Source organism: Amycolatopsis sp. NPDC004772 (assembly GCF_053601215.1).
In genome coordinates this window covers 1-25,533 of record NZ_JBSGBK010000017.1, presented here as the reverse complement: position 1 = coordinate 25,533, position 25,533 = coordinate 1, and the positions used below count along the sequence as shown (strand labels likewise).

Genomic DNA, 25,533 nt, shown 5'->3' with positions numbered 1-25,533 from the left:
CCGATGGGGCCGCGCCTGTTGGTGTTCGGCGATTCGCTGAGCTTTCACGGTCCCGAAGGACCCTGCGCCGCCGACGAGCCGCGGCTGTGGCCCAACGTCGCGGCCGCTGCTCTCGGTGGCACCGCCGACCTGGTCGCGGGCATCGGCTGGAACGCCCGGGACGCCTGGTGGTCGCTGACCGGCGACCCGCGCGTGTGGGCCGACCTGCACCACGTCGACGCGGTCGTGCTCGCGATCGGCAGCATGGACACGCTGCCCTCGCCGTTGCCGACCTACCTGCGCACCGGCCTGCGCTACCTGCGGCCCGACCCGGTGCGGCGCGTCGTGCGGAAGGCCTATCTCGCGGCGCAACCGCGGCTGGCGGTGGCGCTGCGCGGCCGGCCCGCGGTGCTGCCGGCCAAGCTCACCGTGCAGTACCTCGACACCGCCGTGGGCGCGCTGCGCGTCCTGCGGCCGGAGCTGCCGATCTTCGGATGGCTGCCGTCGGTCCACCGCGCCGCGGCCTACGGCGGCGTGCACACGGCGCGCCCGGCCGCGGCGGCGGCCATGGCGGCCTGGGGTGCTCGGGCCGGAGTTCCGCTGCTGGACCTCGAAGCCGTGGTGGGGGAGCACGTGCTCGGCGGCGAAGGCAATCCGGACGGCATGCACTGGGGCTGGAAGGGGCACGCCGCGGTGGGCGACGCGATGTCCGTGTTGCTGGCGCCGGTGCTGGCCCCCGGCCACGTAGGCTGACGGCGTGTCGGTCGCCGTAGTCACGGATTCCACCGCCCACCTGCCGGAGGGCTTCGCCGAACGGCACGCGGTCCGGGTGGTGCCCCTGCACGTCCTGGTCGACGGCGTGGTGTCCCTCGACGGCGTCGAGACCGGGCCGGCGGCGGTCGCGGAGGCGATGAAGCAGCGGAAGATCGTCACGACGTCGCGGCCGACGCCCACCGAATTCGTCAAGGAGTACCAGGCCGCCTTCGCCGACGGCGCGGACGCGATCGTGTCGGTGCACCTCTCGCGCGAGCTGTCGGGCACCTGGGAAGCGGCGGTGCTGGCGGCGCAGGAGGTGGGGCCGGACCGGGTCCGCGTCGTCGACTCGCGGACCACGGCGATGGGGCTCGGGTTCGCCGCCCTGCACGCCGCTGCGGCCGCCGCCGAGGGAGCTACGGCGGCCGCCGTCGAAGCCGCCGCGGTGACGGCGGCCGGCTGCTCGTCGACGTTGTTCGTCGTGGAGACCTTGGACCACCTGCGCCGCGGCGGCCGGATCGGCCCGGCGGCGGCGCTGCTGGGCACGGCGCTGGCGGTGAAACCGGTGCTGCACATGTCCGAGGGCCGGATCCTGCCGCTGGAGAAGGTCCGCACGATGAACCGGGCGGTGGCGCGCCTGGTCGAGCTGGCGGCCCAGGCGGCGGCCGAGGACGACGTCGAGCTGGCGGTCCACCACCTGGCCTCGCCGGAGCGGGCGGTCGAGCTGGCGAACCGGCTCGAAGTGGCGGTGCCGCGCTCGGCGGGGTGCGTGGTTTCCGAGCTGGGCGCGGTGATCGGGGCGCACACGGGTCCCGGCGTGCTGGGGGTGGTCGTCCAGCGGACGGTCCCGCACACCACACCCGGGCAGGACTGAAACCCCAGGTCGCGGGCGCGCCACCGGCAATCCATCCACAACACCCCGGTTGTCCACAGGAAGCGCCACCACCCCTGTCACACCCCTCCCCACGCCCCCTAACGTCGATCGTGTGTTCGAGCAGTCCGCCCGGGATCCGGGCTCACCCGTCAACGACCGGCTCTCCTGGCTGGCCGACCAGCTCTCGCCCGACGCGAGCACGGTCGGCCCGGGCGGCCGGCTGATCCGGCGCTGGCTGCCGGGCGGACCGGCCGCGGCCGGCCGCCGCCGGTGGGCACTGGCCGGCGTCCTCGCCGCAGTGGTGGCGATCATCCTGGGCGCGGTCGCGCTGGCGGGCGGCGGTCCACCGCCGGAGCCCCCGCCCGCACTGCCCACCGCAAAACCGGCGGCAGAGGTGCGCGCGGCACCCCCGCCGGGCCTGGTGATCAGCGTGATCGGCCGCGTCCGGTCCCCGGGCTTGGTCACGGTGCCCCAGGGCGCCCGCGTGGCGGACGTCCTGCGCGCAGCCGGCGGCCCCGAGCCGGGAGCGGACATGGCCACCTTGAACCTCGCCCGCAAGGTAGCGGACGGCGAGCAGCTGGCGGTCGGCATCCCGGCACCCCCACCACCCCCGGACCTGAACCCGGGCTCCCCTGCACCCGGCGCAAAGGTCGACCTCAACACAGCCTCGGCCGCCCAGCTGGACACCCTCCCGGGAGTAGGCGAGGTAATGGCCACGCGCATCGTCCAGTGGCGCACAGACCACGGCGGCTTCACAAAGGTGGAGCAGCTGAGGGACGTCGACGGCATCGGAGAAAGCAAGTTCGCCCGCCTGCGAGACCAGGTGACGGTCGGATGACCACCTTCTCCGTGCCTGGCGTGCCCGTCGCGCCCGTCGCGCCCGTCGCGCCCGCTGTGCCCGCTGTGCCTGCCGTGCCCGTCGCGCCCGTCGCGCCCGCTGTGCCTGCCGTGCCCGTCATGCCCGCTGTGCCTGCCGTGCCCGTCATGCCCGCTGTGCCTGCCGTGCCTGCCGTGCCCGCTGTGCCTGCCGTGCCCGCCATGCCCGTCGCGCCCGCCATGCCCGCTGTACCTGCCGTGCCTGCCGTGCCTGCCGTGCCCGCTGTGCCTGCCGTGCCTGCCGTGCCCGCTGTGCCTGCCGTGCCCGCCATGCCCGTCGCGCCCGCCATGCCCGTCGCGCCTGCCGTGCCCGCCGCGCCTGCCCTTCGGTTCTCCGACGGCGCGGGCTCCGGCCTCAACCAGCGACTCGCCGCCTGCCCACATCCACTGCACGCCGTCGATGGTCTCGTCCGACAAGTCGACCCGCTTCCAGGCCGACTGACGCCGCAAGCCGCTCATTCGCACCTCTCGAAAGCGGGCTCGCTCGCTTTCGAGAGGTCGCGATCGGATGAGTGCTCGCTGCCGCCGGCACCCGGCAAGGCGTGGCTTCCTATCGCGTGGGCTCGCTTCCGAGCAGCGGCTGGCCGCCCACCCGTGTCCCCAGCGCCCGTCGACCAACCCACCCCCACTCGCAACCCGGCTGCCGGTGCCCCTCAGAAGTGGCTCGCTCGCATGCTCGCGGCAGGTGGCGGTCCGATGAGCACCTTCTGTCGCCAGCACCCGACAGGACGTGTGGCTCTCCGAACGCGCGGGCTTGCTCCCAACCTGCGGCTCGCCGCCCTACCCACATCGACATCGCTTCTGGACCCGCACCGCCCGTGGGCTGGCTGCCGGTGCTTCTCGGAAGCGGTTCGCTCGCATGCTTTCGGGAGGTGGCGATCGGATGAGCGCCTTCTGCGGCCGGTGCCCGACAGGGCGTGTGGCTCTCCGATCGCGTGGGCTCGCTTTCGAGCTGCGGCTCGCCGCCCGCCCGCATCGACAGCGCCCGCTGATCAACCCGCACCGCCCGGGGACCGGCGGACGCCGCCTGCTGGCTGGCTGGCCGGTGCCTCCCGGATGCGCTCGCGGCAGGTGGCGGTCCGATGAGCACGGTGGCACATACTCGGCTTTCCGTCGCCGGCACCGACGGTGTGGCCGAGAAGGCTCCCTCGCGGAAGGGGGCAGCCGGACGAGCGCCGTCCGGGCGGTCGAAGACATGCGCCATTTGCGCGGCGTGGGCTCACTTTCAACCAGCACCTGGCCGCCCGTCCGTGTCCGCAGTGCCGCCCACTTTGGTTCCGTCCACCAAAGCGAGCTGCTCGCGGCCCGGCCGCCCACACCTCGCAGGAGCGGATCGCCCGCCCGAGAAGGCGGTCACGTGAAGCGCTCCCAGCTCACCACGGCCGGCACCAGCGACCTGCCCAAGTCCGCCGTCCCACAGAAGGTGACACCAGAATGACCACCCTCCCAGCAACCGACACCCGCCAGGACATGCGGCTAGTCCCGGCAGCCGCGGCCTGCTGGCTGGCAGCATTGGCCGGCTTACTGCTCGGCTGGTGGACGACCGTCGCCACCGGCCTGGCCTCGACAATGATCGCCGGCCTCATCCTGTGGCGAGCCCGCAATCACCCCCGGGCGCGCGACGCGGCAGCGGCCCTCCTGATCCTCGGCCTCCTCGCCGCCGGCCCGGTCGCCTGGCGAATCCGCGACGCCCAACGTGACGAACTCCGCACGGCAGAAGGCCTACCGGCCGCATTACGAGTCGTCGTCGCCGAGCGCCCGAAACCCGTGCGCAGCGCGGGATACGCCGACCGCCAAGCAGGCGCCCGGTCGGTCGTCGTCGCGGCCGACGTCCGCACAGCCTCGGTCGACGGACGGCCGGTCCCTTCCTCCGGCCGCGTCCTCCTGCTGGCCCCGGTCGAGCAGTGGACCTCCCTGCTACCAGGCCAGGAGGTGACCGCGACCGGCCTCCTGATGCCGCCGCGCGGCTCAGACCTGACCGTCGCGGTGCTGTCCGTACGCGGTCCACCGGCCGACCCGGGCCCGTCGCCGTGGTGGCAACAGGCGGCGGCCGAGCTGCGCGCCGGGCTCCACGACCTGTGCCAGGTCCTGCCGGACGAACCCGCGGGTCTCCTCCCGGGCCTGGTGCTCGGCGACACGAGCGCGTTGTCTCCGCGCGTCGAGCAGGAGTTCGTCTCCGCCGGACTCGCGCACCTCACCGCGGTCAGCGGGGGCAACCTCGCCGTCGTCTGCGGGGCGGTCCTGCTCCTGTTGCGCCTGCTCCGGCTCGGCCCCCGGCTGTCGGCCGCCGCGGCCGGGACGTGCCTGGCCGGGTTCCTCGTTCTCGTCGGCCCGGAGCCGAGCGTGCTGCGTGCCGGCGTCATGGCGGCCGTGGCACTCCTGGCCCTGGCGCTGGGACGCCGCGGTTCTGCGTTGCCCGCACTGGCCTTCGCGGTGTGCCTGCTGGTGGTGGCGGACCCGGCGATGGCCACCGACTTCGGCTTCGCCCTGTCGGTGTGCGCCACCGGCGGGCTGGTCCTGCTCGCGCCCCGGTGGGCCGGCGCCCTGGTCCGCCGCGGGATCCCGCCGGGGTTCGCGGAAGGGCTGGCCGTCCCGCTGGCGGCCTTCCTGGTGACGGCGCCTGTGCTCGCGGGCATGGCGGGGTCGGTGAGCCTGGTTTCGGTGCTGACCAACGTCCTCGCCGCGCCCGTCGTGGCTCCAGCGACGGTGCTCGGCGTGCTGGCGACGATCACCGGTCCGTGGTGGCCGGGCGCCGGGAGGCTCCTGGTGCACCTGGCCGACCCCGAGGCCCGGTGGCTGATCACGGTGGCCCGGCACGGTGCCCGGGCTCCGGGCGCGGTCATCGCCTGGCCCGGCGGCTGGGTGGGCGGTCTCCTGGCCGCCGTCGTCCTGGCGGGGCTGGCGCTCGCGGTCCGGCACCGGAAGGTGCGGGTGCTGATGGCCGTGCTCGTCGCCGGTGCGCTGCTGGTGTTCGTGCCGGTCCGGGTGGTGGCGCCGGCGTGGCCGCCGCGGAACTGGGCGATGGTCGAGTGCGACGTCGGCCAAGGTGACGCGGTCGTGCTGGCGACCGCCGAGCCGGGGCGCGCGGTCGTCGTCGATGCCGGGCCCGAGCCGGGGCCGGTCGACGAGTGCCTGCACCGGCTGGCGGTCGACCGGGTTCCGCTGCTGGTGCTGAGCCACCTGCACGCCGACCACATCGGCGGTCTCGCCTCGGTCTTCGACGGCCGCGCGGTCGGTGCGATCGCCGTCGGCCCCGGGCGGTCGCCGGGATGGGCGTGGCGCCAGGTCGCCGCCGAGGCCGGCCGGCGGGCGGTGCCGCTGGTGGAACTGAACCCGGGGGAGCGGCTGGACTGGCCGGGCCTGGCGCTCGACGTCCTCGGCCCGCGTTACGTACCGGCGCGGCAAGACGGGCCCCAGGACGGCACGACGATCAACAACAGCTCGGTGGTCATCCGGGCGGAAACCACGGCCGGCCGGGTCCTGCTGACCGGCGATGTCGAACTGGCCGCGCAGGCGGACCTGCTGGCCGACATCGGAGATCTGAAGGCGGAGGTGCTGAAGGTGCCCCATCACGGCAGCCGTTACTCGCTGCCGTCGTTCCTCGCGGCGGTGGCTCCGCGGGTGGCGTTGGTCAGCGTCGGGGCGGGAAACACGTACGGCCACCCCAGCAAGTCCACAATGGACACCTTGGTGGCGCTCGGCGCGCGAGTCACTCGCACCGACGAGGACGGCGACACCGCGGTGGTCACCGGAACGGCAATAGTCCGCCGTGGCGAGCCGCGCGGCCCGCCGCGACGCTGAGTGCCGGGGCAGGCCGACTGCCCGCCCCGGCCGGAGCTCAGTAGCCGAGGGCCTCGTTCACGGCCGCGGCCGAGGGCGGCAGGGTGGCCTTGGGGCCGACGTGGTTCTCGATCGCGTCGAGGGTCTTGAGGCCGTCGCCGGTGATCAGCAGGACCGTCTCGGCGTCCGGGTCCAGCTTGCCCGTCTCGACCAGCTTCTTCGCCGTGGCGACGGTGACCCCGCCCGCCGTCTCGGTGAAGATGCCTTCGGTGCGGGCGAGCAGGCGGATGCCTTCGACGACCTCTTCGTCGGAGACGTCCTCGATCGCGCCGCCGGTGCGGTTGACGATGTCGAGCACGTACGGGCCGTCGGCCGGGTTGCCGATCGCCAGCGAACGGGCGATGGTGTCCGGCTTCACCGGCTGGACCACGTCGTGGCCTTCGCGGAACGCGGCCGACACCGGCGAGCAGCCGGTGGCCTGCGCGCCGAACACCTTGTACGGGCTGGCGTCCACGAGGCCGAGCTGACCCAGCTCACGGAAACCCTTGTCCACCTTGGTCAACTGCGAACCGGAGGCGATCGGGACGACGATCTGCGGCGGGATGCGCCAGCCGAGCTGCTCGGCGACCTCGAAGGCCAGCGTCTTCGAGCCTTCCGAGTAGTACGGCCGGACGTTCACGTTGACGAACGCCCACTTCGGGTGCTCGCCGGCGAGCTCGGTGGCGAGGCGGTTGACGTCGTCGTAGTTGCCGTCGATGGCGAGGAGGTCACCGTCGTACACCGCGGTGGTGAGGATCTTGGCGCGCTCGAGGGTCTTCGGGATCAGCACGACCGACCGCCAGCCGGCGCGGGCCGCGGCGGCGGCCGTCGCGTTGGCCAGGTTGCCGGTCGACGGACACGCGAGCACCTCGAACCCGAACTCGCGGGCCGCGGCCAGCGCGACGGCGACGACGCGGTCCTTGAACGAGTGCGTCGGGTTGCCGGTGTCGTCCTTGACCCACACGCGCTTGAGGCCGAGCGCCTTGGCGAGGCGGTCGGCGCGGACCAGCCGCGTCGCGCCCGGCTCGGTGTTCGGGATCTCTTCGACGTTGGACGGAACCGGAAGGAGCTTCTTGTAGCGCCAGATGTTCTTGGGGCCGGCCTCGATGTCTTCGCGGCGGACGCGGCCGAAGTCGTAGGCGACCTCGAGCGGCGAGAAGTCTTCGGCGGAGACGAACTCCGGGGCCAGCGGCTGCCGGTGGCCCTCTTCCTTCGACACCAGTTCGACGGCGGGACCGAGATCCGGGGTCTTCGTGGTGGAGGTCGTGCCGAGGGTGGCGGTCATCGCGAGGTTCCTTTCCTCATCTGCCCCGCCGAAGCGGGCCGGAATTGGCACCGTGGTCGTCAGCTACCCCGCGATCGCGGGATGACGGGCTGTACGCCGGTTGCCGGGGCTTCGTCGGGCCGTTCCCTCTGCCCCTCTGGATGAGCGGTATTCGGTTGTCGGTGCCACGCACGCCGGATCGTCCGGGGCGGGCTGCCTCGGCTACACCGTACGACATCGCGCTCGCGCCGTGCCACGGTGGCCGCCCGACATCACCGGAGCGGGGGCACCGGAGCGCAAGTGAGAGGATTCCCGGGTGACCGCGCAAGCCACCGCCCCGGCCCCGCTGCAGCTGGTGCTGGGGGAGGAAGAACTGCTGATCGAGCGGGCCGTCCGCGAGACGCTCGCCGCCGCCCGCGCGACGGACCCGACCGCGGAGCTGACCCGCGTCCGGGTGTCCGATCTCACAGCGCCCGAGCTGGCCGAACTGGTCAGCCCGTCGCTGTTCAGCGAGGGCCGGGTGATCGTCCTGGAGTCGGCGCAGGACATCTCGCAGGAGCTGGCCGACGCCGTCGCGAGCTACCTGAAGGACCCGGCGGACGGGGTCGTGCTCGTTGTCGTGCACACCGGCGGCGGCCGCAGCAAGGCCGGCAAGTCGCTCCCGGCCGCGCTGAAGAAGGCCGGTGCTGAGGTCACCGAGTGCCCGAAGCTGACCAAGCCGGCCGAGCGGGAGCAGTTCGTGCGCCACGAGGTGCGCCGGGTGGGCGGCAAGATCGACCCGGCGGGGGTGGCCGCCCTCCTCGACGCCGTGGGCTCCGACCTGCGGGAACTCTCCTCGGCGGCGACGCAGCTGGTCGCGGACACCGGCGGGGCCGTCGACGCCGACGCGGTCCGCCGCTACCACCGCGGCCGCGCCGACGTCACCGGGTTCGCAGTCGCGGAGAAGGCCGTCAGCGGTGACCGCTCGGCGGCGCTGGAGTCGCTGCGGTGGGCGATGCAGCTGGGCGTCCCGCACGTCCTGGTCGCGGACGCTCTGGCCGACGCGGTCCGCACGATCGCCCGGGTCTCCGGCGCGGGCCGGGGCAACCCGAACCAGCTGGCGGGCGAACTCGGCATGCCGCCGTGGAAGATCCGCAAGGCGCAGGGCCAGTCCCGCGGCTGGAACCCCGACGGCCTGGCGACGGCGATGCGCGTGGTCGCGCGGCTGAACGCCGAGGTCAAGGGCGTGGCGGCGGACCCGAACTACGCGCTGGAACGAGCGGTCCTCGAGGTGGCGGCGGCCAAGGGCGACCGCTGACGCCGCGAGCCGCGGCGCTGCCGTCCCGGGGCGCCGCGGCCGGTCGGTGCCGGCCCCACCACGGACACGAAGAAGGCCCCGGCCGAAGCCGGGGCCTTCCCAGAAATCAACCAGCTCAGAGCGCGTTGACGCGCTTCGCGAGCGCCGACTTCTTGTTGGCGGCCTGGTTGGCGTGGATGACGCCCTTCGAGACGGCCTTGTCCAGCTTCTGGGCGGCGTCGCGCTGCAGCTCGACGGCCTTGGCCTTGTCGCCGGCCTCGGCGGCTTCGCGGACCTTGCGGATCGCGGTCTTCACCGAGGACCGGATCGCCTGGTTGCGCTGACGCGCCTTCTCGTTCGTCGTGATGCGCTTGATCTGCGACTTGATGTTGGCCATAGGGCAACTCCTGTTTCACTCGGTGAGATCGCCGCCGCGCTGAAGTGGCCCCGGTGGAACCGGGTTTCCTCCATGACGGAATGCCGCACGGGCAGCGAGCGACCACTCTAACAGCCGGGCCGCGGGCGTCCGGAGCCGGGAGTACGGTGGACGGCGGTAGTGCCTAGGGTTCCGTCGCCGGTCCGCGCTCCCAGCTCGACCCAACCAGGACCGGTGGGTCTGGTCCGAGCGGCACCATCGGCGGGCCCGGACGGCCGGTCGTTCATCTGACGGGGCAAAAGCCTGGAGGACCCGGTTTCGCGCGCGCGAAAAACCGAAGGGGTCCGATGAACGCCACCGCCCTGTCCCTAGTCCTCGTCGCGGCCGTCGTGCACGCCGCCTGGAACCTCGCCGCGAAGCGGATTTCCTCCGGCGGCACCCAGTTCGTCTGGCTCTACTACACCGTCGGCGCCGTCGCGCTGCTGCCGATCACGGTCGTCCAGCTCGTCGTCGGAGCCGGCCGTCCACAGTGGAGCTGGCTGCTCGCCGCCGTCGTCACCTCCGTGCTGCACATCGCCTACGGCATCGTCCTGCAACGCGGGTACCGCGTGGGGGACCTGTCCGTCGTCTACCCCGTCGCGCGGGGCACCGGGCCGCTGCTGTCGGTGCTGGCCGCCGTCCTCGTGCTCGGCGAACGGCCCGGTCCGCTCGGCCTGCTCGGCGCGTTCCTGGTGATCGCCGGCGTCCTGGTGATCAGCACCGGCCGCAAGGCGGGTGACCCGCAAGCGGTCAAAGCGGGGATCTTCTACGGCCTGCTGACCGGCGCCGTCATCGCCGGCTACACGCTCTGGGACGCGCACTCGGTGACCGGCCTCGGCGTGCCGCCGGTCGTCTATTTCGGCCTCGGCTCGGTCCTGCAGAGCGTCCTGCTCGTGCCCGGCGCGCTGGCCGGGCGTGCCGAGGTCGGCCGCGTCTGGCGCGAGCACCGCCGGGAGGTGCTGCTCGTCGGGCTGCTGTCGCCGGTCGCCTACATCCTCGTGCTGTTCGCCCTGACCATGGCGCCGGTCAGCCTGGTCGCACCCGCCCGGGAGCTGAGCATCGTGCTCGGCGGCCTCGCCGCGTGGCTGGTCCTGGGCGAGCGGGACGCCGTGCGGCGGCTGGCCGGCTCGGTGATCGTGCTGTCCGGCATCGCGGCGATTGCGGCCGCCTGAGCCCGTCCGGTAGGGATGGTCGGATGGAGATCCTGAAGAGCCGGCTGCTGATCCGCCCGCGGGACGCCGCCGCTTCCACGGCGTTCTACCGCGACACCCTCGGCCTGGCCGTGGAGCGGGAGTTCCCGGGCGGCACCGTGTTCTTCCTCGGCCACGGCTCCCTGGAGGTCTCCGGCGCGGGCGAGACGGGCGCGTCCCCCGATCTGGTGCTCTGGCTGCAGGTCCGGGACCTCGCCGGCACCCTGGCCGAGCTCGAGGCGAAGGGGCTGGCACCGGTGCGCGACGCCCGGCGTGAGCCGTGGGGCCTCGACGAGGCCTGGATCGCCGATCCGGACGGCACGCGCATCGTGCTGGTCGAGGTGCCCGAGGGCCACCCGATCCGCACGGACACCCGCTAGGCCGGCTTGACCGCGCGCAGCTGGGCGGCGAGCGCGGCGAACCCCGGCGGCTCCCAGGTCCAGGTCTGCAGGTCGGCGAACCCCGCGGCGGTGGCTTCGTCGGCCAGGACGTGCCTGCTCACGGGCAGCCACTTTTCGTGCGCGGACAGCAGCAGCCGCCCGCCCGGGCGCAGCACCCGGAACAGCTCGGCGAACCCGGCCGCGCGGTCTTCCCACAGCATGACGTTGTTCACGCTCAGGACGGCGTCGACGGACCCGTCGGGCTCGCCGGTGTGCGCCGCCGACCCTTCGCGCAGCTCGGCGCGGCCGCCGCAGCGCTCCTGGCACAGCGTCAGCATCTCGAGGGAGGGATCGACGCCGATGGCGCGCCCGGCCAGGCGCGCGGCGGCGTCCAGGCCGACGCCGGGGCCGGGGCCGACGACCAGGACGGTCTCGTCCGGCTCGATCTTCGCGAGGTCGACGACGCGGTGTTCGGTCGCGGCGTTGCCGCGGGCCATGACCCAGCCGCCGAGGCGGCCGAGCGCGCCGGAGGGGTGACCGAACGTCCGGTCGAGGACGCGGGCGAACCCGCTGGTCTCCGGCTGGGGAGGGGGTACCGGCTGGTGCGGAGTGCTCATACTTCGAGGGCACCACGGATCGCGGAACCCCGCATCGGGGATGACCCCCACCCGCACCCGGAGGGCCATGGGAACATAGAGGTGGCCATCCCCGACTTTCCGAGGACTCATTCGAGTGACGACGTTCGCCGACACCACCTTCACGCCGCCGGAGCTGATCCGGAACTTCTGCATCATCGCGCACATCGACCACGGCAAGTCGACCCTGGCCGACCGCATGCTGCAGCTCACCGGCGTCGTCGAAGAGCGCGCCATGCGGGCCCAGTACCTCGACCGGATGGACATCGAGCGCGAGCGCGGCATCACGATCAAGGCGCAGAACGTCCGGCTGCCCTGGAAGGTCGACGGCCAGGACCACGTCCTGCACATGATCGACACGCCCGGCCACGTGGACTTCACCTACGAGGTCTCCCGGGCCCTGGAGGCGTGCGAAGGCGCGATCCTGCTGGTCGACGCGGCGCAGGGGATCGAGGCCCAGACGCTGGCGAACCTGTACCTGGCGCTGGAGAACAATCTCCAGATCATCCCGGTGCTCAACAAGATCGACCTGCCCTCGGCCGACCCCGACAAGTACGCGGGTGAGCTCGCCCACATCATCGGCTGCGAGCCGGAGGACGTGCTGCGGGTCTCGGCCAAGACCGGCATGGGCGTCGGCGCGCTGCTCGACGAGGTCGTGAAGCAGGTCCCGGCGCCGCAGGGCGACGCCGACGCGCCCGCCCGCGCGATGATCTTCGACTCGGTCTACGACACCTACCGCGGTGTCGTCACCTACATCCGCGTCGTCGACGGCAAGATCACCCCGCGCGAGCGGATCCGGATGATGTCGACCGGCGCCACGCACGAGCTCCTCGAGGTCGGGATCATCTCGCCGGAGCCGAAGCCGAGCAAGGGCCTCGGCGTCGGCGAGGTCGGCTACCTGATCACCGGCGTGAAGGACGTCCGGCAGTCGAAGGTCGGCGACACCGTGACCTCCGAGCGCCACGGCGCCAAGGAGGCGCTGGCGGGCTACCGCGAACCGAAGCCGATGGTCTACTCCGGGCTGTACCCGGTGGACGGTTCCGACTACCCCGAGCTGCGCGAGGCGCTGGACAAGCTCCAGCTGAACGACGCCGCGCTCGACTACGAGCCGGAGACGTCGGTGGCGCTGGGCTTCGGCTTCCGCTGCGGCTTCCTCGGCCTGCTGCACCTGGAGATCACCCGCGACCGGCTCGAGCGCGAATTCGGCCTCGACCTGATCTCGACGGCGCCGAACGTCATCTACCGCGTGGTGCTCGAAGACCGCAGCGAGGTCGTCGTGACGAACCCGTCCGACTGGCCGACCGGGCTGAAGATCGCCGAAGTGCACGAGCCGGTGTCGAAGGTGAGCATCCTCGCGCCGTCGGAGTTCGTCGGCACGATCATGGAACTGTGCCAGACGAAGCGGGGCTCGCTGCTCGGCATGGACTACCTGTCCGAGGATCGCGTCGAGCTGCGCTACAACATTCCGCTGGCGGAAATCATCTTCGATTTCTTCGACACGCTGAAGTCGCGTACGCGCGGCTACGCGTCTCTCGATTACGAAGAGGCCGGCGAGCAGATTTCGGATCTGGTCAAGGTGGACATCCTGCTGCAGGGCGAAACCGTGGACGCGTTCTCGGCGATCGTGCACAAGGACGCGGCCTACGGCTACGGCAACCGGATGGCGACGCGGCTGCGCGAGCTGATCCCGCGCCAGCAGTTCGAGGTCCCGATCCAGGCGGCGGTCGGGTCCCGGATCATCGCTCGCGAGACGATCCGCGCGATCCGCAAGGACGTTCTGGCCAAGTGCTACGGCGGTGACATCTCGCGGAAGCGGAAGCTGCTGGAGAAACAGAAGGAAGGCAAGAAGCGGATGAAGACCGTCGGCCGGGTCGAGGTTCCGCAGGAAGCCTTCGTCGCCGCACTGTCCACTGAGGACTCCGGCAAGAAGAAGTAGCTGTTCTGTTGATGTGACAGCGGCGCCCATATTCACGCCACCGAGTGAATATGGGCGCCGAACCCGCGTTCGATGCGGTTTCTGTCGGTGCTCTCTGGTGTCCTCTGGTGCGAAGAGCGAAAGGAGAGCACCATGACGGTCATGGCAGACATCGAGCATCCCGCCGATTCGGGCCCCCTGACGGTGCAGGACCTCGAGGGGATGCCGGACGATGGCCGACGCCACGAACTCATCGACGGGGTGCTCGTCGTGAGCCCCGCGCCGGGACTGAGACACCAGAAGATCGCGTACGGGCTCTATGGCGTACTGGAAGCTGCGTGCCCGCCTGATTGCGAAGTGGTCGGAGCGCCGTTCGCGGTGCACTCGGGCGACCGGATCGAGCTCCAGCCGGATCTCCTGGTCGGCCGGGGCGAGGACTTCACCGAGCTGGACCTCCCGGCACCACCGCTCCTGGCGGTCGAGGTGCTGTCGCCGAGCACGGCGATCCACGACCTCAACACCAAGAAGGCGGTCTACGAACGGCTCGGCACGGGCAGCTATTGGGTGATCGATCCCCAGGAGCCCGCGCTGACGGTGTTCGAGCTCGACGCGGACGGCGGCTACCACCAGGCGGCCAAGGCAGCGGGCAACGAGGTGCTCGAGCTCGAGCGGCCGTTCCGGGTCCGGATCGTCCCACGCGAACTGCTGGGCCGCCTCGGCTGACCCCAGCCGCCGCCGGGCTCACCGGCGGCGGCCGGGTCGGCTGGTCTGTCGGGGTTGGCTGGCCTGCTGGGGTGGACGGGTTTGCCGAGGCGGCCGGTCTGCTGATGCGGCCGGGTCGGCTGGCCTGCTGGTGTCGCTCGGCCTGCCTGGGGTTGCCGGGGTGGCTGTGTCTGCCCAGGGTGGCCGGGCTCGCCGAGGCGGTCGGGCCTGCCGGGACAGTCGGCTTGCCGGGGGCGGCCGGGCTCGCCGAGGCGGTCGGTCTGCCGGTGCGGCTGGGCCTGCCCGGGCGGCGTGGCGGGCTTCGCGGGTGGCGCCTCCGGTCAGTTGCGGCTGGGCCTGTCCAGGCGGCGTGGCGGGCTTCGCAGGCGGCGCCGCCGGTCAGTGCGGCCGGAAGCGGGGGGTGCCGCGGAGCTGGGCGTCCAGCTGCCGGTGGCGTAGTTCCTTCCGGAGCCGCTCGAGCACCGCGTCGAACAGGGCCGGCGGGAGGATTGCCGTCTGCTCGAACTGCCGTCGCTGCGGTGGGGCCGGCTCGAGCTTGCCGCGGGGCGCGTAGCGCTGCACCGAGCTCTCCACGCCTCCTCCCGTGACCAGGTCTACCCACAGGGCGTCGCGCAGGTAGCCGTCGCCGAAGCGGGATGAGCGGCGGGCCGTCACCTCCGCTATCTCCGGCCATGGCACCAAACGCGTGCTGAGGGTGCCCGCCGGCAGGCGGATGCCCTCGTCGCCGATTGTGAGGTCGCGTAGGCCCTCGAAGCCACGCTTCAGGTCCCGCGCTCGCGAAATGCGGTAGGCCACGACAGCCACGAGCACGCTCGCCGCGTAGGCGCCGCCGATCAGCCATGGTGAGACGCCGCGCACCAGCCCCGCGGCGAGCGCCGCGCCGAATCCGGCGTCGGCGACGATGAGCAAGCCGACCAGGGTCTTGACCGGCGTGCTGACGCGGGGCGGGGACTCGGACAACGGGACCACTCCTGGGGCCGGACGGGTCAGGGATTGCCGATTATCCGGTCTGCCCGGATGAACACCGCGACCCGCCGCTCTTCGGCCATCACGCGGTCGTACTCGGCCCAGTCGTCGTGGGTTCCGGTGGCGGCGATGAAGACGTCGCGCAGCAACTGCGGCAGGCCTGCGGGGTCGAACGCCGGGTCCGGGTCGTCGGGGCCGATGAGGTGGGTGGCACCGGTGACCGACAGCCAGTTCCAGCCGCGCCGGAAGGTGAGGGTGGCGTGCCCGGCCCGCCTCAGCAAGGCGAGCTTGTGCGCCTTCCCGACGGCGACGTACGCGACACCCGGGGCACCGGTCACCGGATCGTCGAAGACACCGGCATTGACGACGGAGGCGTGCACGGTGCCGTCCGCCCGCGTCGTGGCGACGGTGGCGAGGCCGTGCTCCTGCAGCGACAGCGTGCGAACCTGCTCCAGATCAGCGCTCATGGCCCCAACCTAGCGCCCGGAGGCCAGACATGGCCCGCATCGCCGTCCACCACGTGGACCTCGTCGAGCACGACGTCCCGCTCGAAGGTCGCCGCAGCGAAGGAGACAGCGCCGCCGAACACGGCGCCGTCCTGGTGGGGCACGCCGTCGATCATGCGGACGCCGCCGAACAACGCCTCGTCGCGGAACACGGCTTCGTCGAACATCGCGCCGTTGCGGAAGATCGCTCCCCGGAACAGCGCCGAGCCGTGGAAATGGGCGCGCTTGAAGTTCGCGGACCTGCCGAACTCGCTGCCGCCGAAGATCGCGTAGCCGGTGAATTCGACGTCCTCGAAGCGGGTCCAGCCCGCGAAGCGCGCTCCTCCGAACCGGACGTTGCCGACCCGGCAGCCCCGGAAGTCGAAGTGGCACAGCACGGCACCCGTCAGGTTGAGGGTGATCCCCGGCCAGAACTCCGGACGCGGCCCGCCCGCCGCGTCGCCCGGGTAGAGGTGATCGGCCAGGATGCGCTGGGCCGTTCCGCGCACTTCGAGCTCCTGATCGGTCTGCTGCGGGTCCGGCACGTCTTGGTCCGGCTCGGACGTGCGCAACGACGACCAGGGCGGCAGCTGGGGGCCGGTGGGCAGCGTGTACGGCAGCCGGAGGTAGGCGCACAGGAGGTTGACGATCGTCTGCCGCTGGTCCGGCGTGTTCTGGGCCAGCCGCTCCAGCGCGTAGAGACCGGCCAGCCGGATCGGGGTCTTCTCGGAGCCCAGCTGGTCCGCGGCCTTGGTGTAGAGCTCGGTGATGCGCCGTTCCGCCGCGTCGACCCGCGCGTCCTCGGCCAGCCGCCGCTGGTGCGCGGCGTTGTCCGCGGCCATCTGCTCGACGTGCTTCTGAGCGTGTTCGCGCTGGGCGAGCTCCTGCTCCTTCCGGCGCAGTTCGAGCTCGCCCAGGCGCTGGCGTCGCGCGGCCAGCACCAGTGCGACGGCGCCGCCCGCGCCGAGCACCACGTTCCCGGTCGCGCGGAAGACGTCCAGCTGCGCCTGGTCCGCCGGGGTGCCGGCGCCGAACAGCGCCAGCAGCAGCCAGAGCGTCCCGACCGCGACCACGACGACGATCAGCCCGGCGAGCACGATGGCCCGGGTGGTGAGCACCTTGCCCAGGCGCTCGGCGCGAAAGCCGGACAGCGCGGGTTGCTCCGGGGCGTGGCCGTCCGGCCGTGCGGGCGTTTCGCTCACCCGTCGACTGTGCCACGCCCCGGCCGCTCACGTCAGCAGGTGCCGTTGTCGGTCCACACTCCCCACTGGCCCGTCGTTCCCGGTTCCTCGCCCTGCGTCCACCACTTCGCCGCCCACTTGTGGCCGTTGTGGGACACCACGTTCCCGCCCGGGTACACCTGCGTGGCGCTCCACGCCGGGTCCGTGCACGTGCCCGGGTTCGTCGTCCCGCCCGTGTCCCACGCGACCTGCGATGACCGGTAGAAGCCGATGCCCTGCGCCACCCACCGCGGCGCCTGTGCGCCCAACCGGGTCCGGAAGGCCGTCCAGTCGTGCGTCGACCACGGGGACCAGCCGAGCTCCGCGTGCGCCGCCAGTCGTGGGAACGCCAGGTAGTCGATGTCCGCCGGCTTGACCACCGTCTCCGTCCACAGTGGTGACTCCACGCCGCGGACCGCCGACTCGCCCACGCCCGACAGGTACGCTCCCGGGTTCCAGTTGTACGCGTCCTGGACCTCGACGTAGCCCGCCCACGACAGGCCGATCGGTGACGAGCTGTTGTACTTCATGTCCAGGTACGCCTTGTTCGCCGGCGACAGGATCACCTTGCTGCCGCGGGAAACCGCCGCCGAGACGCCCGCGTCGGACGTCGTCGTCCCCCAGAACTGCGGCGATGCCGAAGCCGGCAGGGTGGCCTTGGCGATGTCGTGCCAGCCGATCACCGACTTGCCCGTCGCCGCCACCAGGGGGAGCACCTTGTTCATGAACGTCAGGTAGTCTGCCTGCGACGTCGCCGATGCTTCGTCGCCGCCGATGTGGAGGTACGGGCCCGGGGTCAGGGCCGCCAGCTCGCGCAGGACGTCCGCGACGAACGTGTACGTGATGTCCTTCGAGATGCACAGCGAGCTGTAGCCGACCGCGGTGTCCGTGCGCAACGCCGGCGCCACCCCGTTGCAGTTCAGCTCCGCGTACGACGCCAGGGCCGCGTTCACGTGCCCCGGCATGTCGATCTCCGGGATGACCGTGATGTGGCGGGAAGCCGCGTAGTTCACGATGTCCGTGTACTGCGCCTTCGTGTAGTAGCCGCCCGCGCCGCCGCCCACCTGGGTGCTGCCGCCGTAGGTTGTCAGGCGGGGCCAGCTGTCGATCTGGATCCGCCAGCCCTGGTCGTCGGCCAGGTGCAGGTGCAGGTTGTTGATCTTGTACTGGGCCAGCTGGTCGAGGTACCGCTTGACCGTCGACACCGGGTGGAAGTGGCGGGCGACGTCGAGCATCGCGCCGCGGTAGGCGAACCTCGGGTAGTCCAGGATCGTCGCGCCCGGGATGCTCCACGGCCCGGGCTGCGCCGACGCGCTTTCGACCTGGCCCGGCAGCAGCTGCCGCAACGTCTGGACGCCGGCGAAAAGCCCGTCGGCGGTGGCGGCCCGCACGGTGACCGACGACGCCGTCGACACGAGCTGGTAGCCCTGCGCGCCGACGGACGCGGGTGCGCCGCTGAGCAGCAGCGCGATGCTGCCGGCCGGCACGGACGCCGGCGCGTCGGACACCGGCAGCGCGAAGCCGGTCGACGGCCGCAGCACGCCGGCCAGGTAGTCGCCGACCTGCCGCGCGGGGGCCGAACCCGCCTCGGTGACGATCGCGGTGGTCGAGACCAGCGGGAACGCGACGCCGGCCGCCGGGGTCACCGAGACCGGCACCGGCACGATCGACTGCAACGCCGGCGTGGCCGCCACGGCCGGCGTGCTGTGTGCGGCTGTCGTACCGGCGCCGACCAGGGCCAGCACGGCGAGTGCGCGGCCGAGCCGCCGCGTCAACGGATGCTTCACCGGGGGACCTCCAGGCAGAAGGGATGCGACCTCGCCGTCGCACCTGCCCGGATCGTCGCATTTCCCGCCGATGTGGTCTAGACCAAACTGGGTGGTTAGGCTCGCTTCGTGACGCGGGACTTCGCGCCGGGCTCGCCGTTCGCGCTGCTCTCGAGCGCCGAGACGGCCACCTGGTACGCCTACATGAAGGTGCACCTCCGGCTGGAGTACGAGCTGAACCGGCAGCTGCGCGCCGACAGCGGGATCTCGCTCGCCGACTACCACGTGCTGGTCGCCCTGACGAGCGAGCCCGGCGGCCGGATGCGGGTCACCGACCTCGCGATCCGCATCGGCTGGGAGCGCAGCCGGCTATCGCACCACCTGAAGCGGATGCGGGCGCGCGAGCTGGTCGAGACCGGGACCGCCGCCGACGACCGCCGTGTGACCGAGGTCGTGCTGGCGGAAACCGGCTGGGAGGTGCTGCGGCGGGCCGCGCCGGATCACGTCGGCTTCGTGCGCGAAGCGTTCCTGGACGCCCTGGGGGACGACGAGAAGGCGCAGCTCACCACCCTGTTGGACCGCGTCTACGACACGCTCGTCGAGAAGGGCAGCCTGCCCCGACCGGACGACCACCCCTGACACTTACGTGACATGTCACGTAATATGGCCGGGACTCGAGGAGGACGTGAATGGCGACGGTGGCCGAACTCATGGAAGCCAACTTGCTCAAGGTGTTCAACGAGCGCGACGACGAGCGGCGCGCGAAGGCGATCGCCGAGACCTACGCTCCCGACGTCGAATTCGCCGACCCGGAAGGGGTCGCGACCGGCCGCGAGGAGCTGAACGCGAAGGCGAAAGGCCTGCTCGAGCAGTCGCCGGGCTTCGTCTTTTCGCCCGCGGGCCCGGTGCTGGTCAATCACAACCTGGGGCACCTCGCGTGGCAGCTCGGCCCGGACGGCGCGCCGCCCGTCGTCCGGGGGATCGACGTCGCGCTCGTCGAGGAGGGGCTGATCACGAAGCTCTACACGATGTTGCTGCCGGACTGAGTACTACGCTCGGGAGCATGTTCGACGAGCTGACGTTCCCGGTCGTCGCCGCGCCGATGGCCGGCGGTCCCACCACCCCGGAGCTGGTCGCAGCGGTCTCCGAGGCCGGTGGCTTCGGCTTCCTGTCCGCCGGCATGCTCACCCCCGCGGCGCTGAAGGCGCAGATCGAGCGCACCGCCGAGCTGACCGGGCGGCCATTCGGCGTCAACCTCTTCGTCCCGCAGCCCGACACCGGCGCCGACATCTCGGGCCACGAAGTCCGGCTGCGGGGGTTCGCCCGCGAGTACGACGTCGAGCTCGGCGAGCCGAAGTGGGACGACGACGCCTATCCCGCGAAGCTGGACGTCGTGCTCGAGAAACGCGTTCCCGTGGTCTCGTTCACCTTCGGCCCGCCCACGCCGTCGGACGTCGTGCGCCTGAAGGACGCCGGTATCAAGATCGTCATCACGGTGACCACGCCCGAGTCCGCGCAGCGGGCGGCGGACCTCGGCGCCGACGCGCTCGTCGTCCAGGGCTTCGAAGCCGGCGGGCACCGCAGCCTGTTCACCGACGACCCGAGCCTGCCCGGCGGCGGCGCGGAATACGGCGTGCTCGCGCTGCTGAGGCTCGTCGCCGCGCGGGTCGACCTGCCGCTGATCGCCGCGGGCGGGCTGGTGCACGGCGCCGACGTCGCGGCCGTGCTCGCCGCCGGGGCCGTCGCGGCCCAGCTGGGCACGGTCTTCCTGCGCGCGGACGAGGCCGGGACGTCGGAGGCGCACCGCAAGGCCCTCGCCCTCGCCGAGCGCGAGACGGCCTTCACCCGCGCGTTCAGCGGCCGCCCGGCGCGCGGGCTGGTCAACAAGTTCATGGACGCCCTGTCCGAGGGCGCGCCGGCCGCATACCCGCAGCTCAACCACCTCGCGGGCCCGGTGCGCAAGGCGTCCGCGAAGGCCGGCGACCCCGAAGCGATCTCGCTGTGGGCGGGCCAGACCTACCCGCTCGCCTACGACGCCTCGGCCGCCGTGATCATCGAGCGGCTGAAGGTCGAGGCACGCGAAGCCGCCGCGCGCCTCGACCGGATCCGCTAGCCGCCGGAGCGGTTCAGCACCGAGTGCCGCTTGCTGTACAGGAAGTAGATGATCAGGCCGATCACGAACCAGACGGCGAACCGCAGCCAGGTCGCCGGCTGCAGGAACGTGATCAGCCAGATCGAGAACACGACACCGATCGCGGGCACCACCGGCATGCCCGGCGTCTTGAACGTCCGCGGCAGGTCCGGCTGCTTGTAGCGCAGCACGATCACCGCGACGCAGACGACGACGAACGCGAGCAGGATGCCGATATTCGTCAGCTCGGCCGCCTCGCCGATCGGCAGCACGCCGGCTATGATCGCGGACGCGCCGCCGAGGATCCAGGTCATCCGGCTCGGCACCTGGCGCTTCGGGTTCGTCTTGCCGAACCACGGCGGCAGCAGGCCGTCGCGGCTCATCGAGTAGCCGACGCGGGTCGCGCCCATCAGGAACGTGAAGAGCACGGTCAGGATGCCGACGATCGCGCCGATCGCGATCACCGTGGCCAGGCCGTCGAGGCCGACCGACTTGAACGCCGTCGAGAACCCGCTCTTCGGGTCGATCTCGGTGTACTTCTGCATGCCGGTCAGCACCAGGCAGGCCAGCACGTACAGCACCATCGAGATGGCGAGCGAGTACAGGATCGCCTTCGGCATGTGCCGCTGCGCGTCCTTGGACTCCTCGGCCGCGGTCGACATCGCGTCGTAGCCGAAGACGGCGAAGAACACCGTTGCGGCGCCGGTCACCGCGCCGCCGAAGCCCGCGGGCGCGAACGGCGTGTAATTGCCGGTCTTGACGTAGAAGAAGCCGACCAGGATGACCACCAGCACGATCAGGACCTTGATCCCGACCATCGCCGTCTCGAACCGGGCGGCGCTGCGGATGCCGCGGTTGAGCAGGAACGCGATCAGCAGGCACAGCAGCGCGGCGAACAGGTCGACCTTGTGCCCCGGCCCGGTGCCGGGCGCGCCGAGCATCCACGCGGGCAGATCGAGGCCGATCTGGCCGAGCAGGAAGTTGAAGTAGCCCGAGATGCCGATCGCCACCACCGACACGATCGCGGTGTACTCCAGCAGGAGGTCCCAGCCGATGAACCAGCCCACGACCTCGCCGAGCACCGCGTAGCCGTAGGTGTAGGCCGAGCCGGCCTTCGGGATCAGGCCGGCGAACTCGGCGTAGGAGAACGCCGCCGCGGCGCTGGCGACCCCGGCGATGAGGAAGGAGATCAGCACCGCCGGGCCGACCCCCGGGATGCCCGCCGCGTCGTCGCCGTGCGCGACGCTGCCGGCGAGGGCGAAGATCCCGGCGCCGATGATGCCGCCGATGCCGATGGCGGTCAGCTGCCACAGCCCCAGGGTGCGTTGCAGCCCGCCGCTTTCGGTCGTGTCCTGGATCTGGTCGATCGGCTTGCGCCGGAAGATGCCGGAGCTCGAGCCCAGGCCCTCTGGAGCGGACATCGTCGTCTCCCGAACGGTCGGTGGAAGGTCCGGATCACGGACCCTCGCCGGAACCTACCGCCAACTCCGCGGGCGTACAGCCTGAGCGCGTCAGCCCGCCGCGGTGTCCTCGCTGACCGCCTTCGGCGCCGTCGCGGCCGCCCGCTTGGCCTGGGTGGTCCGGACCGCACTCGCCGCGAAGTAGGTGAGCAGTTCGGCGATCTCGACCGGGTCGTCCAGCTGCGGGCAGTGCCCCCAGTCCTCGCGGACCAGCAGCCTGCTGTGCGGCACGAGCGTGTGCAGCTGGCGCCCGGACGCCGCGGTGACGAGCTTGTCCTTGCCGCACGCCACGACCAGCAGAGGCACCTCGACCGAATCGAGGCGGTAGGCGTCGGCGAGCTCCGCGACGAGCTGCCGGGCCTCCTCCAGCCGGCTCTTGGTCGCGCGGTAGTCCGGGAAGAGCGCGGTGAAGCGCTGCACCTGGGTCGCGTCCGCCGCGCCCGAATCGGCGTACAGCAGCCGCGGGACGACCTGCTCGGCGACCTTGCGCACCAGGAACCCCGGCACCGGGACGGGCAGGGACGAGTACAGCCGCAGCGGCAGCGGATAGCGCGCCACCGCCCGGATCAGCCACGAATCGACGAAGCCCGGCGCGGCGATGGACACGACGCCGGAGATCGGCAGCCTGCTGTTCTGCGCCGCGCGCAGGCTCATGGTGCCGCCGAGGGAGTTCCCGGCCAGCACGACCGGACCGAGGACGGCCTGCTCGCGGACGACGGCGGTGGTGAACGCGTCGAGCTGCGGCAGCATCGGGCCGGGCCGCAGCGGCTGGGCGTCGCCGAACCCGGGCAGATCGACCGCGACCGCCGGGATCCCGGCGGCCGCGAGCTGCTCCAGGGCGGGGCGCCAGGTGTCGGCGCTGTCGCAGTAGCCGTGCAGGAGCACCAGGCGCGGGGTGGTGGGGCGGACGTGCGGCGCCGCGGCCCGGCGGCGCAGCGAGCGGCGCGGCGCCTCCGGCTCGGGGGCGGTTTCGCCGACCTCCAGCACCCGGGTGCGGACGCCGGCGTAGCGCCGGAAGGAGACCCGGATCGGGTCGTCGTCACTGGGCCGGCCGCCCGGTTCAGCCGGCGCGGGCCGCTTCGTCGCGGTCATGTGTTCCAGATTACCCGGCCGTGCTTGGGTTTTGGGGGAATTTCGGTGCTAACGACCAGGTCTCGAACTGAATACGTCGAAAAATCACCGGATGCCGAAAAGTGTTCCGCGCTGGGCGGATCCGGTGATCCGCCCAGCTCACGGCCGGTCTAGCGGGTGAAGACGATCTTGCCCGCGGTGTCCCCTTCGAGCATTGCGCGGAAGCCCTTGGGCGCTTCGGAAAAGGAAAGTTCCGCGCCGATCTGAGGCCGGACGCCGGTCAGGTCGAGGTAGGCGAGCAGGTCCGCGAGCTCGTCACGGGTGCCCATGGTCGAGCCGGCGACGCGCAGCTGGAGGAAGAAGACGCGCTGCAGCTCGGCGTGCGCGTCCGGGCCGCTGGTCGAGCCGGAGACCACGATGATGCCGCCCGGTTTGAGTGATTTGACCGAATGCGACCAGGTCGCCTTGCCGACGGTCTCGAAGACGGCGTCGACGCGCTCGGGCAGCCGCGCGCCGGATTCGAACGCCTGGTGGGCGCCGAGGCCGGTGGCGAGGGCGCGCTTCTCCTCGGTGCGGCCGGTGACCCAGACCCGGAACCCGGCCGCGCGGCCGAGCTGGACCAGCGCCGTCGACACGCCGCCGGAGGCACCTTGCACGAGCATGGTCTGCCCCGGCCGCAGCCCGGACTTCACGAAGAGCATCCGGTAGGCGGTCAGCCAGGCCGTGCCCATGACGGACGCCTCGGCGAAGCTGAGCCCTTCGGGCTTCGGGACGACGTTGCGAGCCGGCACGACGACCTGGTCGGCGAACGTGCCCTGATGCTTCTCGGTGAGCAGGGTGCGCTTCGGGTCCAGCGTGTCGTCGCCCTGCCAGCCCGGCGCGTTGATCACCGAGTGGATGACGACCTCGGAGCCGTCGTCGAGGGTGCCGGCGCCGTCGCAGCCGAGGATCATCGGGAACTGCTCCGGCTTGATGCCCACGCCGCGCAGCGTCCAGAGGTCGTGCATGTTGAGGCTGGCCGCCTTGACGTGCACGCGGACCCAGCCGTCCGGCACTTCGGGTTCGGGGCGCTCGCCCACGACGAGCGAGTCCAGCGGGCTGTCGGCGTCGGGTTCCTGCGCGTACACGGCGAACATGTCCTGCAACGTACCGCCCCTGGCACGCGGGGGCAGCAGGGCGCGCGTAGGCTCACACCGTGTTCAACGGGCTGGCCGACTGGTGGGACGGGGTCGAGCTGTGGCTCGCCCAGGCCTGGTTCCCGGTGCAGTTCGTGCTGGTCATGGTGGTCGTCGTGCCGCTGTGCCTGGCCGCCGCGTGGGTGCTCGACAAGCTGGTCGGCCTGTTCGCCCGCCGGCTCGCTCCGGGCCGTGACGACGACTCGGACTCCTCGGCATAAGCTCGCGCACCATGTTCAACCGAAGGCGGATCACCGCCGCGCTGATCGGGCTCCTCGTGCTGGTGCTGGGGGGCTGGCTGGTCAAGGACAACCTCGGCAGCGGATCGTCGTCGCCGGCCACCCCCTCGAGCGCGAGCGGCACCGCGCCCGCCAAGGGCGGTGCGGCCGTACCGGGCGCGGACTCCGGGCTGCCGGTGAAGGCGCTTTCCGCGTTGCCGTCGCAGGCCACGGACACCTGGAAGCTGATCGAGGCGGGCGGCCCGTACCCCTACCCGCGCAACGACGACGTCGTCTTCGAGAACCGGGAGAAGCGCTTGCCCGGCAAGAAGTCCGGCTACTACCACGAGTACACCGTGAAGACGCCGGGCAGTCCCGACCGCGGGGCCCGGCGGCTGATCACCGGGCAGGCGCACGAGCTGTACTACACCGGCGACCACTACGCGTCGTTCGTCGTCGTGGACCCGGCCCGATGAGCGCCGGCGAGCAGGCGAAGGCCGCCGCCGAAGAGGCGTTCGCGCGGGGCGCGTACCCGCACCTGGTGAACTCGCGGCCGACCGTCGACAAGGCCAGCACCCTCACCGCGTTCGCCGAAGCACTGTCCTTTCCGGACTACTTCGGCCACAACCTCGACGCGCTCTACGACTGCCTGACCGACCTGTCGTGGCTGCCGCCGGGGGAGCACGTGCTGATCTGGCCGGGCTCGGACGCGCTGCGCAAGGCCGAACCCAAGACCTACCTGGCCATCCGCAGCGTGCTTTCGGACGCCCAGCGCGCGCTGGGCCCGAGCGGCCGCAGCGCCGGTTCGTGGCGGCTCACCGTAGTGCTGCCGGACGCCTGAGCGGCGCCTGGCAGCGGCTCGGGACTCATGCGCCCCAATGTGGCGTTCGGTGCGTTGGACGCACACATCTGAATATCACACCTCATAACTCCACTCACAAA

At 71.9% G+C, this 25,533-nt stretch carries 25 protein-coding genes and 1 riboswitch; of the genes, 15 read left to right on the top strand and 10 right to left on the bottom strand.

All coding sequences use genetic code 11. The features are described from left to right. The first annotated feature begins 3 nt into the window (after positions 1–3). The 4 genes from octT (at position 4) to ACWEF6_RS13665 (ending at position 6,283) form a co-directional block, all read left to right on the top strand. Entirely contained in the window at positions 4–732 is a 729-nt protein-coding gene (octT, locus tag ACWEF6_RS13680) for a diglucosylglycerate octanoyltransferase (protein ID WP_310972348.1), read from the top strand. A gap of 4 nt (positions 733–736) precedes the next feature. Continuing rightward, on the top strand, positions 737–1,606 hold the full coding sequence (locus ACWEF6_RS13675) for a DegV family protein (protein ID WP_449683209.1): 870 nt from the start codon (positions 737–739) through the stop codon (positions 1,604–1,606). A gap of 112 nt (positions 1,607–1,718) precedes the next feature. Then, positions 1,719–2,444, top strand: coding sequence for a helix-hairpin-helix domain-containing protein (locus ACWEF6_RS13670; protein ID WP_449683208.1), 726 nt, complete (start codon positions 1,719–1,721; stop codon positions 2,442–2,444). 1,472 nt (positions 2,445–3,916) lie between these two features. Beyond that, the gene (locus ACWEF6_RS13665; protein ID WP_449683207.1) at positions 3,917–6,283 is read left to right on the top strand and encodes a ComEC/Rec2 family competence protein; all 2,367 of its coding nucleotides are present in this window, start codon (positions 3,917–3,919) and stop codon (positions 6,281–6,283) included. 37 nt (positions 6,284–6,320) lie between these two features. On the opposite strand, the gene thrC is transcribed toward ACWEF6_RS13665, so the two are convergent. Then, a complete protein-coding gene (gene thrC, locus ACWEF6_RS13660) occupies positions 6,321–7,586 on the bottom strand; it encodes a threonine synthase (RefSeq protein WP_310972354.1) in 1,266 nt (421 codons plus the stop codon). 13 nt (positions 7,587–7,599) lie between these two features. After that, a riboswitch (SAM riboswitch) is annotated at positions 7,600–7,733 on the bottom strand. 148 nt (positions 7,734–7,881) lie between these two features. On the opposite strand from thrC, the gene holA reads away from it, so the two are divergent. Next, entirely contained in the window at positions 7,882–8,862 is a 981-nt protein-coding gene (gene holA / locus ACWEF6_RS13655; protein WP_449683206.1) for a DNA polymerase III subunit delta, read from the top strand. Positions 8,863–8,977: 115 nt separating this feature from the next. On the opposite strand, the gene rpsT is transcribed toward holA, so the two are convergent. Continuing rightward, entirely contained in the window at positions 8,978–9,238 is a 261-nt protein-coding gene (rpsT, locus tag ACWEF6_RS13650; RefSeq protein WP_013228460.1) for a 30S ribosomal protein S20, read from the bottom strand. 326 nt (positions 9,239–9,564) lie between these two features. Between rpsT and ACWEF6_RS13645 the strand changes: the two genes are divergently transcribed. Together ACWEF6_RS13645 and ACWEF6_RS13640 are read left to right on the top strand one after the other, a co-directional pair. After that, entirely contained in the window at positions 9,565–10,428 is an 864-nt protein-coding gene (locus ACWEF6_RS13645) for a DMT family transporter (protein ID WP_449683205.1), read from the top strand. Positions 10,429–10,451: 23 nt separating this feature from the next. Continuing rightward, a complete protein-coding gene (locus ACWEF6_RS13640) occupies positions 10,452–10,826 on the top strand; it encodes a VOC family protein (protein ID WP_449683204.1) in 375 nt (124 codons plus the stop codon). On the opposite strand, the gene ACWEF6_RS13635 is transcribed toward ACWEF6_RS13640, so the two are convergent. Then, a complete protein-coding gene (locus tag ACWEF6_RS13635; protein ID WP_449683203.1) occupies positions 10,823–11,443 on the bottom strand; it encodes a class I SAM-dependent methyltransferase in 621 nt (206 codons plus the stop codon). The two genes, ACWEF6_RS13640 and ACWEF6_RS13635, sit on opposite strands and share 4 nt — an antisense overlap. 115 nt (positions 11,444–11,558) lie before the next feature. On the opposite strand from ACWEF6_RS13635, the gene lepA reads away from it, so the two are divergent. Both lepA and ACWEF6_RS13625 read left to right on the top strand, forming a co-directional pair. Continuing rightward, positions 11,559–13,397, top strand: coding sequence for a translation elongation factor 4 (gene lepA / locus ACWEF6_RS13630; protein ID WP_449683202.1), 1,839 nt, complete (start codon positions 11,559–11,561; stop codon positions 13,395–13,397). A 132-nt stretch (positions 13,398–13,529) separates the two neighbouring features. Then, on the top strand, positions 13,530–14,099 hold the full coding sequence (locus ACWEF6_RS13625) for a Uma2 family endonuclease (RefSeq protein ID WP_449683201.1): 570 nt from the start codon (positions 13,530–13,532) through the stop codon (positions 14,097–14,099). A gap of 378 nt (positions 14,100–14,477) precedes the next feature. On the opposite strand, the gene ACWEF6_RS13620 is transcribed toward ACWEF6_RS13625, so the two are convergent. The 4 genes from ACWEF6_RS13620 to ACWEF6_RS13605 are packed head-to-tail and all read right to left on the bottom strand — an operon-like array spanning position 14,478 to position 18,557. Beyond that, a complete protein-coding gene (locus ACWEF6_RS13620; RefSeq protein ID WP_449683200.1) occupies positions 14,478–15,068 on the bottom strand; it encodes a hypothetical protein in 591 nt (196 codons plus the stop codon). A gap of 17 nt (positions 15,069–15,085) precedes the next feature. Next, the gene (locus tag ACWEF6_RS13615; RefSeq protein WP_354914787.1) at positions 15,086–15,532 is read right to left on the bottom strand and encodes a pyridoxamine 5'-phosphate oxidase family protein; all 447 of its coding nucleotides are present in this window, start codon (positions 15,530–15,532) and stop codon (positions 15,086–15,088) included. Then, positions 15,529–16,752, bottom strand: coding sequence for a pentapeptide repeat-containing protein (locus ACWEF6_RS13610; RefSeq protein ID WP_449683199.1), 1,224 nt, complete (start codon positions 16,750–16,752; stop codon positions 15,529–15,531). The genes ACWEF6_RS13615 and ACWEF6_RS13610 overlap by 4 nt, the downstream gene beginning before the upstream one ends. Before the next feature lie 32 nt (positions 16,753–16,784). Then, positions 16,785–18,557 (bottom strand): family 20 glycosylhydrolase, encoded by a 1,773-nt coding sequence (locus tag ACWEF6_RS13605; protein WP_449683198.1) that lies wholly within the window; start codon positions 18,555–18,557, stop codon positions 16,785–16,787. A 108-nt stretch (positions 18,558–18,665) separates the two neighbouring features. Here ACWEF6_RS13605 and ACWEF6_RS13600 point away from each other — a divergent pair, with 108 nt between their 5' ends. The 3 genes from ACWEF6_RS13600 to ACWEF6_RS13590 are packed head-to-tail and all read left to right on the top strand — an operon-like array spanning position 18,666 to position 20,649. After that, on the top strand, positions 18,666–19,175 hold the full coding sequence (locus tag ACWEF6_RS13600; RefSeq protein ID WP_449683197.1) for a MarR family winged helix-turn-helix transcriptional regulator: 510 nt from the start codon (positions 18,666–18,668) through the stop codon (positions 19,173–19,175). A gap of 50 nt (positions 19,176–19,225) precedes the next feature. Beyond that, positions 19,226–19,582, top strand: a complete 357-nt coding sequence (locus ACWEF6_RS13595) for a nuclear transport factor 2 family protein (protein WP_449683196.1) — start codon at positions 19,226–19,228, stop codon at positions 19,580–19,582. 17 nt (positions 19,583–19,599) lie between these two features. Next, the gene (locus tag ACWEF6_RS13590) at positions 19,600–20,649 is read left to right on the top strand and encodes an NAD(P)H-dependent flavin oxidoreductase (RefSeq protein ID WP_449683195.1); all 1,050 of its coding nucleotides are present in this window, start codon (positions 19,600–19,602) and stop codon (positions 20,647–20,649) included. On the opposite strand, the gene ACWEF6_RS13585 is transcribed toward ACWEF6_RS13590, so the two are convergent. From ACWEF6_RS13585 to ACWEF6_RS13575, 3 genes are all read right to left on the bottom strand, one after another. Continuing rightward, positions 20,646–22,088 (bottom strand): amino acid permease, encoded by a 1,443-nt coding sequence (locus ACWEF6_RS13585; protein ID WP_449683194.1) that lies wholly within the window; start codon positions 22,086–22,088, stop codon positions 20,646–20,648. The two genes, ACWEF6_RS13590 and ACWEF6_RS13585, sit on opposite strands and share 4 nt — an antisense overlap. Before the next feature lie 90 nt (positions 22,089–22,178). Then, the gene (locus tag ACWEF6_RS13580) at positions 22,179–23,219 is read right to left on the bottom strand and encodes an alpha/beta hydrolase (RefSeq protein ID WP_449683193.1); all 1,041 of its coding nucleotides are present in this window, start codon (positions 23,217–23,219) and stop codon (positions 22,179–22,181) included. Between the two features lie 149 nt (positions 23,220–23,368). Beyond that, positions 23,369–24,334 (bottom strand): quinone oxidoreductase family protein, encoded by a 966-nt coding sequence (locus ACWEF6_RS13575; protein ID WP_449683192.1) that lies wholly within the window; start codon positions 24,332–24,334, stop codon positions 23,369–23,371. A 59-nt stretch (positions 24,335–24,393) separates the two neighbouring features. On the opposite strand from ACWEF6_RS13575, the gene ACWEF6_RS13570 reads away from it, so the two are divergent. The 3 genes from ACWEF6_RS13570 to ACWEF6_RS13560 are packed head-to-tail and all read left to right on the top strand — an operon-like array spanning position 24,394 to position 25,432. Beyond that, positions 24,394–24,594, top strand: a complete 201-nt coding sequence (locus ACWEF6_RS13570) for a hypothetical protein (protein WP_449683191.1) — start codon at positions 24,394–24,396, stop codon at positions 24,592–24,594. Positions 24,595–24,605: 11 nt separating this feature from the next. Then, positions 24,606–25,067, top strand: a complete 462-nt coding sequence (locus tag ACWEF6_RS13565) for a ribonuclease domain-containing protein (RefSeq protein ID WP_449683190.1) — start codon at positions 24,606–24,608, stop codon at positions 25,065–25,067. Beyond that, positions 25,064–25,432 carry a barstar family protein gene (locus tag ACWEF6_RS13560; protein ID WP_449678696.1) on the top strand — a complete coding sequence of 123 codons (369 nt, stop codon included), beginning with the start codon at positions 25,064–25,066 and terminating at the stop codon, positions 25,430–25,432. Before ACWEF6_RS13565 ends, ACWEF6_RS13560 begins: the two co-directional genes overlap by 4 nt. The last annotated feature ends 101 nt before the right edge of the window (positions 25,433–25,533 follow it).